The sequence below is a fragment of the Rhodococcus sp. EPR-147 genome (genome assembly GCF_001647185.1).
Lineage (GTDB): Bacteria > Actinomycetota > Actinomycetes > Mycobacteriales > Mycobacteriaceae > Rhodococcoides.
Genome location: NZ_LVCU01000315.1, coordinates 1 through 12,043, shown reverse-complemented (window position 1 = coordinate 12,043; position 12,043 = coordinate 1). Strand labels below are relative to the sequence as shown.

Here is a 12,043-nt window from a genome sequence, read left to right as displayed (position 1 = left end):
ACGACGCTCATCCTCGTCGGCGATCCGAAGCAGGCCATCTACGCGTTTCGCGGAGCCGAGGTACTGAGTTACCTCGACGCCGTGCAGACCGCGGACCACCTCTACGAGCTCACCGCCAACTGGCGTAGTGATTCGGGGTTGCTCGACGCCCTGCACCATCTGTACGGCGGCGCAGCCCTCGGCCACGACGACATCGTGGTGCACCCAGTCGAAGCGCGAAACCCTCTCTCGCGCATGGTCGGACATCCTCCCCTGCGGCTGCGTTACCTACCGCGAACCGGCGCTGGTCCACTGCGGCAAGGCTTTCCGGCAGTCGACCGGCTCCGATCCAGGGTTGCGGCAGACGTTGCGGCGGACATCGTCGAGCTGTTGTCCGGACATGCCGAGCTCGAGCGACCCGACGGCCGCCGGGTGATCGAACCGCGTGACATTGCGGTGTTGACCCGAACGACCAAGCAGGTGGCGTTGATTCGGGACGCACTCGACGCGGTAGGGGTGCCGTCCGTCGTGTCGAGCAGCACCAGTGTGTTCGGTACCGAGAGTGCCCGACATTGGCTGTGGTTGCTGCAGGCGATCGAGCAACCGCATCGCACCGATCGCGTACGTTTGGCCGCGTTGACTCCTCTGCTCGGGTGGACCGCTGCGCAGCTCGACGCCGGGGCCGAGGATGCGCTGTCCCAGGTCAGCAGCCGGCTGCGTGAGTATTCGGTGCTGTTCGACGAGGCCGGGTTCGCGGCAGTCTTCGAGCGGGTGTCGGCGCAGTCCGGACTCGACGCCCGGTTGCTCGCGGTCGAAGCCGGTGAACGCACGATGACCGACCTGCGGCACATCGCCCAATTGCTCAATCGCGCCGCGGTATCCGAGTCCTACGGAATCACCGCCCTCACTCGCTGGCTGACCGACCGAATCAAGGAACCGGCAGCGGGCGGGTCGACCGACCGCAGTCGTCGACTCGACAGTGATTCCGCCGCAGTGCAGATCATGACGACACACGGCAGCAAAGGGCTCGAATTTCCGGTCGTCTACCTGCCCTACGCGTGGGACACGTTGTACTTCAGCAAGCCGTCGACGCTGTTGCTGCACGAGAACGGCAAGCGGATCCGAGACGTCGGCGGACCGTCCGGAACGGGCTACGCGGCCAGGAAGATCCTCAACGACCAGGAGGAAGCAGGCGAGGAACTGCGACTGCTCTACGTCGGCCTCACCCGCGCCGAGAGTCGGATCGTGCTGTGGTGGGCCCCGGGCCGAAACACCGCGACGTCCTCGCTGCACCGCATGCTGTTCGGACGCATCCCCGGAATTGCTCTGCCGGAGCCGTCGTACAAGGTTCTCGACGACGCGACGACGGCGAACCGGCTCCAATCCTGGGTCGGGTCGGCAGCAGGCCTCATCTCGGTCGAACCGGTGGGACCCGGTGAGCCGTCCACCGCACATTGGATTCGTCCCGAGCAACCGCACCTCGACGTCGCTGCCGCACGATTCGATCGAACCCTCGACCTCCTGTGGCGTCGGACGTCGTACTCCGCGTTGACAGCTCACGCTCACGACGCCGCGCCCGCCCAGCCCGAGGTAGGAGTGACCAGCGAGACCGAGCATCCCGAGAAGACGGACGAGCCCGCCGACACGGCCGTGGGCAGCGAATACCCGGGAAGCGAGCACATCGACGAACAGCTGGACGGAATCGCGTCACCGATGAACGGCATGCCTGCCGGCGCGGCGTTCGGAACGCTCGTCCACGAGGCACTCGAACACGTCGACACGTCCGCACCCGATCTGCTCGCGGAACTCGAACGTCGCTGCGCTGCGGCGGTGGCGTCGCGAATGGCGGAGGTCGATCCGGTGGCGTTGGCCCAAGCCCTTCTGCCGGTGATGCAGACACCGTTGGGATTCGGGACGCTCGCCGACGTAGCGCCGTCCGACCATCTGGCCGAACTCGACTTCGAGCTGCCCTTGGCCGGTGGAGACGATCCGGTGGCGAACACGGTCACGTTGAAGTCCGTCGCGCGCCTGTTGCGTCATCACCTCGATCCGGCGGACGTGCTCGCGTCCTACGCGGATCTGCTCGACGGTCTCGAGTCGACACCACTTCGCGGCTTTCTCACCGGAAGTATCGACTCGGTTCTGCGCGTGGCAGGACCGCGGTACGTCGTGGTGGACTACAAGACGAATCGAATCGCCAGAGGCGATCTGACCACCGGCAACTTCACGCGCGAGAAGATGGCCGAGGAAATGATCCGCTCGCACTATCCGCTGCAGGCAATTCTGTATGCCGTTGCGCTGCATCGATATCTGCGCTGGCGTCAATCGAACTACGACCCGCAACTGCACCTCGGCGGAATCCGATACCTGTTCGTGCGGGGCATGGTCGGACCGCAGACCCCCGCCGGGTGTGGGGTGTTCGATTGGGATCCACCAGCCGCGCTGGTGATCGAGCTGTCCGACCTGCTCGCTGGGAAGGTGACCCGATGACCGGCGTCTCGATTGCGCTGCGCGGCAGTGGAATCCTGCGCACCTTCAACGACGTGGGTGTGCTGTCGGCATCCGACGTGCACGTGGCGCTGCGCCTCGGTGCCCTGGCCGGTGAGTCGTCGGAGAACGTACTGCTCGCCACTGCTCTGACCGTGCGCTCGGTGCGATCGGGCTCGGTGTGCCTGGATCTGCGACGACTGCGGGACGTCACCGTCGACGAGGACTCGGACGTCGATCCGAGCGCACTCCCGTGGCCGGAGCTCGACGACGTGCTGCGAGCACTGAGGGTGAGTCCACTGGTGGTCGGGAGCCCGAATGGACCGTTGCGGCCGCTGAAACTGGTCGACACCGATCAGGGTGAGCTGCTGTACCTGGACCGATATCATCTGCAGGAGAGCACCGTTCGAGATCTGCTCGACGCGCGTTCGCGATCCCATCCCGCCGCCGATGCCGTCGAGATCGGCGACGCGCTGGCCACGCTGTTCGTGGACGAATCGGGCGCGCCGACGGCCGCTCCCGATCGACAGCGAATAGCGGCAGCTCTGGCGGCGACGCAATGGACGACGGTCATCGCCGGCGGCCCTGGAACCGGAAAGACCCACACCGTAGCGAGAATTCTGGCGCTTCTCGTTCGCGAGCACGGAAGCGATCTGCGCATCGGATTGGCCGCACCCACCGGCAAGGCCGCAGCCCGGTTGCAGGAGTCCGTGTCCGAACAAGCCGGTCTCCTCGGGCTTCCGGCAGATCTGAAAGCGATGACGCTGCACCGACTTCTGGGATGGAAGCCCGGCAGCAAGACGAGGTTTCGGCACGACGCCGAGAACCGGCTGCCGTACGACGTCATCGTCGTCGACGAAACCTCGATGGTGTCTCTGACGATGATGTGTCGGCTGCTCGAAGCCGTGCGTCCGGAGTCCCGGTTGATTCTCGTCGGCGACCCGGATCAGCTGACGTCGGTCGACGCAGGTGCGGTGCTAGCAGATCTGGTTGCCAGGCCGGTGACCGGAATCGAGAACCCGGTTCTGGCGCAGCTCGTCGACGCGGACTTCGCTGCCGCCGAGGATCCCGCGGAAGCCGCTCTGAGCGCGTTCGAGCGAGACCGACTGCGCGGCGGCGTCGTTCGGCTCAGTCGTGGCCGACGGTTCGGCGGAGCCATCGCTCGCTTGGCCGTGGCCGTGCGAGACGGCCGGGGCGACGATGTCATGGCGCTGCTCGAGTCCGGCGCGGAGGAGATTTCGTTTCATGGCCCCGACGACGTCGACGCGCTGCGCTCCGACGTGATCGACACCGCCGCCGAGGTCACCGACGCCGCCGTACGAGGGGATGCCACCGCAGCACTGCTCGGGCTCGAGAAACATCGCCTCCTGTGCGCTCACCGCGAGGGTCGATGGGGGGTCTCGCGGTGGGACCGGCAGGCGATGGAGTGGGTAGGAGAAGGAAGCGGTACGTTTCTCGATCCCTCGCTTTGGTACCCCGGTCAGCCGTTGTTGGTGACGGCCAACGACCACGAGGCAAGGATCTACAACGGGGACACCGGCGTTGTGGTGTTGGGAGACAACGGAACTCCGATGGCAGCGTTCGCCCGAGGTCGTGGTCACGTGTTGATCCACCCGAATGTGCTCTCCTCGGTACACACCGTGTACGCAATGACGATCCACCGCAGCCAAGGCAGTCAGTACGGCACGGTCTCGGTTCTGTTGCCCGCCGAGGCGTCGACACTGTTGACCCGAGAGCTGTTGTACACCGCCATCACCCGCGCGCGATCGCACGTACGGGTGATCGGTACCGAAGAGGCCATCCGAGCGGGCGTCGAACGTCAGGTGCTGCGAGCGAGCGGCCTGCGCCGAAAGATCCTGTAGTTCGTCGGATCCTCGTCGTCACCGGCACGCGTGTCGGTCTGCCCTCGTCACCGCGTCCATGCTGTGTGCGACCAGGAGCCAGGTGCGGGCAAGGTTCTTCCACACCGCGACCGAGTTCTTCCCACTCGTGTCGTCGGGGCGAGCGCGAACAGCGGCCGATCGATGCAGCGACAGTGCCCGCGCTGTCAACGCGTCGATATCGCCGTCGGCGCACACCGATCGAACGGTGTGCGCGTCGACGCGCCGACCGATCAACTGGCACAGCGCCTGAAGTGACCTCAGCTCGGCAGGAACGTCGTCGGATGTCTCCGAGGGACTCTCGGTCGCTGCGCCGGTCGTGCGACCGACGGACCCGCGTTGCAGGTCGACCGGCCCCGACGATGCTCCGTCGGCCGCCACGCTCCATACGCTCAGGAACGACGGATGTGGGACGTTCCAGATCTCGCGGAACGCGCGCGTGATCATCTCCGCGACGAGCGCAGCATCGGCTCGGGTGTCGGTTCGCGTGAGATCGATGATCGACCCGTCTGCGACCGGCTTGCCTCGATCCAGCCAACCGCAATCGAGGAGCTGCACATCCATTGCCTTTGCGTCCGGGGCATCCGGGTACAGCAGGGACGGCAGCGCTGCCACCGACACCAGCACGCCGCTGTCCGTCGCCGCCACGTCGATGTACGGGCGCAACCCACGCTCGCCGGGGCTCGCCTGAGCGGCGGACACCGTGATGTAATCGCGCCGCGGCAAGGTCCGAAGACGCGCATGCAGGTTTTCGGTGAACGTGGCCCACGCGAGCGCGGTGGTGGAGTCGAAATGGCCGTTCTGCAGTGCGGTCACGGTGCGAACCCTCTTCTCGGACGAGAACTGATGCCTGTACTCGAGACCGTAACGAGGGGGTCCGACAAGAAACCGCGTCAGTACACGTCGCGCAGGTAGCGCTTCGATTGCTTGAGCTCGTTGACATAGTCCTCGGCGGCATCGGGGGAGCGGCCGCCGTGTTCGGCGACGATCTCGTGCAATGCCTCGTCGACGCCCTTGGCCATGCGCGTCGCATCGCCGCACACATAGAGGTGCGCGCCCGCTTCGAGCCACCCGTACAGCTGCTTTCCCGCCTCACACATGCGGTGCTGTACGTAGATCTTCTCGTGCTGGTCGCGAGAGAAGGCCAGATCGAGTCGCGTCAGCAGACCGCTGCGCTCGAAATCGGCGAGTTCGTCCTCGTAGAGGAAGTCGCTCGATCGATGCTGATCGCCGAAGAACAGCCAGTTCTCGCCTGCAGCGCCGCGGGCGCGACGTTCGTGCAGAAACGCGCGGAACGGTGCCACTCCGGTTCCCGGCCCGATCATGATGATCGGGGTGTCGTCGGACGGGAGGCGGAACGACTTGTTGGCGGACAGGAACACTCCCGCCTGATGTCCGTCCCCGATGCGATCGGCCAGATACGTCGAGCAGACGCCGCCTCGATCACGCTCGGCCGACCGGTATCGGACCGTGGACACGGTCAGATGAACGGTGCCCTCGTGCGCGATCGGCGACGAGGAAATCGAGTAGACCCGGTGCTGCAGAGGACGCAGCAAACCGAGGAACTCGGCCGGATCGAACGTCCCCGACCGATCGAGATCGAGAACGTCCACGACATCGCGACCCCAGGTCCAGGCGTCGAACGATGCGCGGTCACCGTTCTGCAGAACGTGATCGAGCTCGGCGTCACCGGCCCGTTCGGCGACGGCCTCGATCAGATCCATGGACGGGATGCCGATTTCGTACTCCGTCGTCAGCGCCTGTGCGAGGGTGATCTCGCCGGATTTCGTGTGGACGGCCGTGTCTGCCTGCACTCCGAGGCGGTCGACGACGGCGGAGACCAATGCTGCGTCGTTGACGGGTTTGACGCCGAACCCGTCGCCGGCCTCGTAGACGATGCCGCTCTCGCCCAGCGCTATCTCGAAGTGTCGAACTTCTTTTGCGGATGTCGGACCGGACAGGCGACTGTTGCTCAGAACCTGCGCGCGGTAAGGATTCTTCCGATTCCACGGTGAGCGCTTCGATGCGGTCTTGGTGGCGCCGAGATCGCCGATTCGAGCGTCGATGTCCTGTACCTGCCTTGCATTTGTCGTCACGATGCGTCGAGCGAAAGGTCGACTGTTCGAAGACTAATCGTGCGCAGTCACTCGCGGTGCAGGACGTCTACTCCGTCGACGGAGAAGACGACGTCGTATCCGCTCGCCAGCGCCCGGCTGATCGCCTGACGATCACCGGTCTCGTCCGTCGGCCAACCCGCCGGCCGTTCGCGGTTCACGACGATCCAATCCGGGACGGTCGAATCGGTCGTGCGCTGCGGAAAGACCGACACGTCGTGGTCGGCGACGAGTTGGGCCACCAGATTGTTCGACGCCGCAACTCGATCATCGGCAGGAATCCACTCGGAGATTTCTCGGACGGTCTCGGCTTGCGGATCGATCGTCCATTCCTGGGCGTGCACCACGCGTGACATGGGCAGGAACGGCAATGCGACGACCGTGAACGCGGCTACGAACGCAACGATGTAGTGCCGGCCGCGTTCGCTGAGCTGACCGTGCCGGTGGCTGCGCGCGAACGCGTCGAGCAAGGCGACGAACACGATGACCATGAGGATCGCGTTGTAGTGATAGATCGGCTTCCAGAAGTTCGTGTTGTCACTGAGAAAACGCCATGCCACCGTCGGGACCGCGATCAGCAGTAGCGGAGAGCGCAGAGCGAAGAAGCCGGTGACCGCAAGCAGCAGAAACGCCGTGGCCGCCCGCGAATCGCCGACAACCAGACCGTGCGCTGTATCGGCGATGCCCTCGCCCAGCGGAGGCAGTTTCGAGCCTTGGTCGTACGAGTTGTCGTTGCTCAGGGCCGGAACGATCACCTTGACCGCGAGCACCATCCAGGTCAGTCCCCAGACGGCCGTCAGCGCACCGAGGATGCGGGTTCGTCCGGTTGTCCACAGCGCCACCAACGCCCCGACGACGATCACTGTCAGACCCATGTCCTCTTTCACGAAGACCAGCGGCAGTGCCCAGGCCAAGGCCGGCAGCCAGCGCTGCCGAACCAGTGCGACCATCGACATGGCCAGCAGCGGCATCGCGAAGGCCACCTCGTGAAAGTCGAAGTTCAGCGCAGCCTGGACGCCCCAGGACAGTCCGAACGCCGCGGCGATCACGATGCCGACGATCGTGCCGAACTTCTGTACCGCCAGTCGGCTGATCGGAATCACGGCGAGTGCGAACAAGACCGCTTGCGCGATCAGCAACGTCTCCGCGTGCGGGAACACCCGATAGACAGGCCCCAGCAACGCGGTAATGGGGGAGAAGTGGTCACCCAGCGTGTTGTAGCCGGTGCCGAGCAGGTCGGATGTCGGCGCCCGGAACTGCGAGTACGACGCGATCTGCTGGACGAATATGCCCAGGTCGAATCCGGAGGTGCGGAGCTGGCGATGGCCGAGGACGGACATCACCGCGTACAGGGTCGCCAGCACGGCGAACGAGACGGCCGGCACCATTGTCTCGGCGGAACGGAGTTTCGCGCGCCGGTCTGTGGTCGCTGTTTCGTCGGTCGCTGTTCTGTCGGTCGCTGTGTCGACACTGTCGGCATCGGTGACGACCGTGGAGTTCTCGGTAGTGGTCACGAGAAGGCATGTCTACCGGACCGACGTGAGACGTTCCTGAGAACCGCCGGTCAGCGCTTGCGTTTTTTCGCAGGCTTGCGTCGGGGCGGCTGCGAGGTGAGGTGATAGTAGAGCGCATCCTCGGAGTCTTCGACCACCACATCGATGAAGTCGCCCACTTCGAGGTAATCGTTGACGGCAATTCTGTCGGTCGAGCCGATGACTGCTTTCACCGATCGGGCGGGAACGAGGCCTCTACGGCCGTCCGGTCCCACGGCTAGTGCATAACGTGGGCCGGTGCGGGTGACCCTGGCACTGATGAAGTCCGGATCCTTCGGAATCGGGTCGGCCGCGAGCACGCCGCCGTCCTTGGACGCGGCCGTCAACGAGTCGAGCTGCGCGGCCAGATCGTCGGCCATCGCATCCACCTGATCGAGCAGGTGGGCCATGTGCGCGGCGTAGTCGGTGTGCTTCTTGGTCGGCTTGAGTGCCTCACCGGGCTTGTACATGTCCTCGTGTGTCAGCTCGCCCCAGGCGTCCTGCAGGCGCGTCTTGACCTGGACTTCCACCTTCACATCGAGATCGCCCTGGTGAGTGGCAACTCGAACGACCAGAACGGCGTGATACGCGCGATAGCCGCTCGGCTTGGGAAAGGCGACGTAGTCGGTGGGTGGTTGCGCGAACCGCACGGAGCATTCCTGGTCGTTGCACGCACGCTCGAGCGCAGCGACGAACGTCAGCTGATCGCGCGGGGTCTTGCACAGCACCTTGACGCCGACGAGATCGGGCAACGCCTCGGCGACGGCATCGGCGTCGGTCGGTTCGGTGATGCGGCCCTCGGAGAGATACCGGCGCAGTTTGTCGGCCGATCTGCCCGGGTCCTTGATGCGTGCCATCTGCGCGTTCAATCGGTCTCGATCGACGTCCTCGAGAATCTCGTCGGCGATGGTCTCGAGGAAATTCTGCGCGGTGACGAGAGCGGCTTCCCACGCTCGACGACGCTGCAGGTACAGCTCTTCGACCAAGTCGTCGATACTCGTTGCCGATGTCACGATGCCGAGGTTAACGCAGAAGTGTCGCCGATCCTTTCGGCGGCGCGCATTCGAGCTGTGGTTCGACGGTGTCCGGTTTACGCTCTACCGCATGACCGTGGCCTCGGAACAGAAGGACGACTTCGTCGAGCAGTTCGATCCCTTTCGCCGTGAGTTGCTCGCACACTGCTATCGCATGACCGGGTCGATCCACGACGCCGAGGACCTGTTGCAGGAGACGTACATTCGCGCGTGGCGGGGGTACGCCAAGTACGAGGGCCGATCGTCCCTGCGCACATGGCTGTACCGAATCGCAACCAATACCTGCCTCACCGCTCTCGACGGCCGGGCGAAGCGTCCTTTGCCGACGGGTCTGGGCGCACCGAGTTCAGGTCCCACCGACGAACTGGTGCAGAACAACGAGATTCCGTGGCTCGAGCCGATCGCCGATTGCGAACTTGCGGATGCGAGCGATCCCGCCTCGATCGTGGTGGCGAAAGAATCCGTACGGCTCGCCTTCGTCGCCTCGCTGCAACATCTGTCGTCTCGGCAACGCGCGGTGCTGCTGATGCGCGAAGTGTTGCAGTGGAAAGCGTCGGAGGTTGCCGAAGCTCTCGCCACGACGACTACAGCAGTCAACAGTCTCCTGCAGCGAGCACGGGAGCGTCTCGACGAGATCGCGCCCGAGCTGGACGACGTCGAGCCCATCGAATCCGCGGAATTACAGAAACTTCTCACCCAGTACGTGGAGTGTTTCGAGAGCTACGACATCGACCGGTTGGTCACGCTGTTCACCTCGGACGCAGTGTGGGAAATGCCGCCGTTCGTCGGGTGGTATCAGGGTGGCGAGACGATCGGATCTCTCATCCGGAACAACTGTCCCGCAAACGGAGCGGGCGATATGCGGATGGTGGCCACCTCGGCCAACGGTCAACCTGCGTACGGGCTGTACATGCTGGCAGAGGACGGTGTGCACCGGGCCTTTCAGCTGCATGTTCTCGATGTCGATGCCAGAGGGGTCGGGCACGTGGCCTGCTTCTTCGATCTGACTCTGTTCGATCGATTCGGCTTGCCCGACCGCCTCTAGGGCGACAAGATAGGTCAGCCCTGCGGCACGGCCGACGGATCCATCCACATCACTTCCCACACGTGATTGTCGAGATCTCGGAACGCCCGGCCGTACATGAACCCGTGATCCTGGGGTTCCATCCACTTCGATCCACCCGCGGCGATCGCCGCGTCGGTGAGCGAATCGACCTCCTCGCGACTGTCGGCAGAGACGCACATCAGCACCTCCCGGGCCGAGCCCGTGTCGCAGATCGAGTCCGAGATGAAGTCCTCGAATCGAGAGGTGGACAGGAACATCACGGTTGCCTGGTCGCTGACGACCATCGAGGCACAGTTCTCGTCGCTGAACACATCGTTGAACTCGAATCCGAGACCCTCGAAGAATGCGCGGGTGGCGACGACGTCGCGGACGGGCATGTTGGCGAACAACAAACGGGACATGGATACACACCTTTTCCGGAAGAACTTGCTGCTTCGGACCGTCGAACAACGGTCTTGCTCGTACTGACAGCGGTCGATCCGAAAAGTCATCGGGTTGTGGATGTGCCGACACGACGCGACCCCGCCGAGCGGGTGCTCGACGGGGTCGCGGACTGCGAAGCTGAAGGGGGCGTGTAGTTATCGCGTGATCTGCGCGAGGCGTGACAGCATGCGCGTGAAGACGTGGCCGTCGTTGCCGAGGTCTGCGTAGGGGTCGGCTGCCTGGTCCGACTCGGTGGCGCCGGACGTCGCCGCAGCAAGCGTGCGCGCCAGGCGGGTACGACGCTCGATGGCGTCGAGGATGGTGCCGTCGAGCATTAGAACTTCGTCGAAGAGCTGGTCGACGTCAGCTGTCGCGATGTCGGCACTGTCGGTGCCAATTGCGAGCGAATCGATCTGAACAGTCACATCGTCTCCTTTTGTTCGCGTCCTGAGGTGTGAGTCGTTCGGTCGGCCGGAACCGTTACAGCTCGACCCGTGTAAAAACGATGTTTCGTCGCCCAGACCAAGATGCCCACTGGGCGGGCCTGGGCCAACCTCTTCGGGGTGTGATGCTGCATACAGTCCGGTCGGTTCCCCGACCTGCGGGTTCTCGAGGGGTGAAGGCTCGAAGGATTCTTCTCGTGTTGTTCGGGTACCTACGGAAGCGAACGACGGCAACTTTCGAGGAGTGAACGATGCGTTACGACTACCTGATCATCGGCGGGGGAATGGTTGCGGACAGCGCTGCTCGCGGAATCCGCGAGCAGGACGCGTCAGGCTCCATCGGCATACTCGGCGCAGACCCCGACGCGCCGTACACCCGCCCGGCGCTGTCGAAGAAGCTGTGGACCGATCCGGATTTCGGCCGCGATCAGGTCTCGCTGGACACGGCCTCCGACACCGGTGCGGAGGTGCACACCGGAACTCGAGTCGCCTCGGTGGACCGCTCGAACTCGTCGGTCACCACCGAATCCGGAGAACGCCACGAGTACGGCAAACTCCTCCTGGCAACGGGTGCAACGCCGACCCGGATCGAACTGCCTCCCAGCCCCCGCGTGGTGTACTTCCGCACTTTCGCCGACTATCGAGCGCTGCGGGAGCTCACGAAGACCGCCGATCACATCGCTGTGGTCGGGGGCGGATACATCGGCACCGAAATTGCAGCTGCGTTGTCTCTTCAGGATGTGAAGGTCACACTGGTCACCTCGGATGCCGTACTCGGAGGACACATGTTTCCGCCGACCCTGGCTGCCGGCTTCGACAAGGGTTTCGCCGGCCACGGCGTCACTGTGCGCCGGGGAACGAAGATCGTGTCAGGGGCCGAGGCGTCGGCGCGCGTGCAACTTCAACTCGACGACGGTTCGACCGTGGAGGCGGACGGAGTCGTGTTCGGACTCGGTGTGCGACCCGAAACAGAGCTGGCCGAATCTGCAGGGCTGGCAGTCGACGACGGAGTGATCGTCGACGAGTTCCTCCGGACCGAGGACGAACACGTCTACGCCGCAGGTGATGTGGCGAACTACCCCGAC

General features: G+C 64.5%; 9 protein-coding genes and 1 pseudogene. 4 read left to right on the top strand and 6 right to left on the bottom strand.

The genetic code is table 11. From position 1 onward, the window contains the following. Positions 1-2,469: 3'-5' exonuclease (locus A2J02_RS14875; RefSeq protein WP_068050890.1), on the top strand; the 2,469-nt coding region annotated here is incomplete at its 5' end. Then, positions 2,466-4,328: an exodeoxyribonuclease V subunit alpha gene (gene recD, locus A2J02_RS14870; protein WP_068050883.1), complete on the top strand. Its 1,863-nt coding sequence runs from the start codon at positions 2,466-2,468 to the stop codon at positions 4,326-4,328. The genes A2J02_RS14875 and recD, both read left to right, overlap by 4 nt. An 18-nt stretch (positions 4,329-4,346) precedes the next feature. Here the strand turns inward: recD and A2J02_RS14865 are convergent, their stop codons facing one another. The 4 genes and pseudogenes from A2J02_RS14865 to A2J02_RS14850 all read right to left on the bottom strand — a co-directional run bounded on the left by A2J02_RS14865 (position 4,347) and on the right by A2J02_RS14850 (position 9,005). After that, the gene (locus tag A2J02_RS14865; protein ID WP_068050873.1) at positions 4,347-5,162 is read right to left on the bottom strand and encodes a TY-Chap domain-containing protein; all 816 of its coding nucleotides are present in this window, start codon (positions 5,160-5,162) and stop codon (positions 4,347-4,349) included. Between the two features lie 77 nt (positions 5,163-5,239). After that, a pseudogene (locus A2J02_RS14860) lies at positions 5,240-6,382 on the bottom strand (sulfite reductase subunit alpha); the annotation flags it as partial. A 107-nt stretch (positions 6,383-6,489) separates the two neighbouring features. Continuing rightward, the gene (locus tag A2J02_RS14855) at positions 6,490-7,974 is read right to left on the bottom strand and encodes a DUF2079 domain-containing protein (RefSeq protein ID WP_068050870.1); all 1,485 of its coding nucleotides are present in this window, start codon (positions 7,972-7,974) and stop codon (positions 6,490-6,492) included. Between the two features lie 50 nt (positions 7,975-8,024). Next, the gene (locus tag A2J02_RS14850; protein ID WP_068050869.1) at positions 8,025-9,005 is read right to left on the bottom strand and encodes a GTP pyrophosphokinase; all 981 of its coding nucleotides are present in this window, start codon (positions 9,003-9,005) and stop codon (positions 8,025-8,027) included. A 91-nt stretch (positions 9,006-9,096) separates the two neighbouring features. On the opposite strand from A2J02_RS14850, the gene A2J02_RS14845 reads away from it, so the two are divergent. Further along, positions 9,097-10,071, top strand: a complete 975-nt coding sequence (locus tag A2J02_RS14845; protein ID WP_068050867.1) for a sigma-70 family RNA polymerase sigma factor — start codon at positions 9,097-9,099, stop codon at positions 10,069-10,071. A 14-nt stretch (positions 10,072-10,085) separates the two neighbouring features. Here A2J02_RS14845 and A2J02_RS14840 read toward each other — a convergent pair whose 3' ends face one another. Further along, positions 10,086-10,493, bottom strand: a complete 408-nt coding sequence (locus tag A2J02_RS14840; protein WP_068050865.1) for a VOC family protein — start codon at positions 10,491-10,493, stop codon at positions 10,086-10,088. Between the two features lie 177 nt (positions 10,494-10,670). Continuing rightward, a complete protein-coding gene (locus A2J02_RS14835; RefSeq protein ID WP_068050863.1) occupies positions 10,671-10,940 on the bottom strand; it encodes a hypothetical protein in 270 nt (89 codons plus the stop codon). Positions 10,941-11,209: 269 nt separating this feature from the next. Here A2J02_RS14835 and A2J02_RS14830 point away from each other — a divergent pair. Further along, positions 11,210-12,043: NAD(P)/FAD-dependent oxidoreductase (locus A2J02_RS14830; RefSeq protein WP_068050861.1), on the top strand; the 834-nt coding region annotated here is incomplete at its 3' end.

What these genes read in the sequence shown, in the direction of transcription:
- recD (WP_068050883.1), top strand. Translation starts at nt 2,466, where the DNA reads ATGACCGGCGTCTCGATTGCGCTGCGCGGCAGTGGAATCCTGCGCACC.
- A2J02_RS14840 (WP_068050865.1), bottom strand. Translation starts at nt 10,493, where the DNA reads ATGTCCCGTTTGTTGTTCGCCAACATGCCCGTCCGCGACGTCGTCGCC.
- A2J02_RS14845 (WP_068050867.1), top strand. Translation starts at nt 9,097, where the DNA reads ATGACCGTGGCCTCGGAACAGAAGGACGACTTCGTCGAGCAGTTCGAT.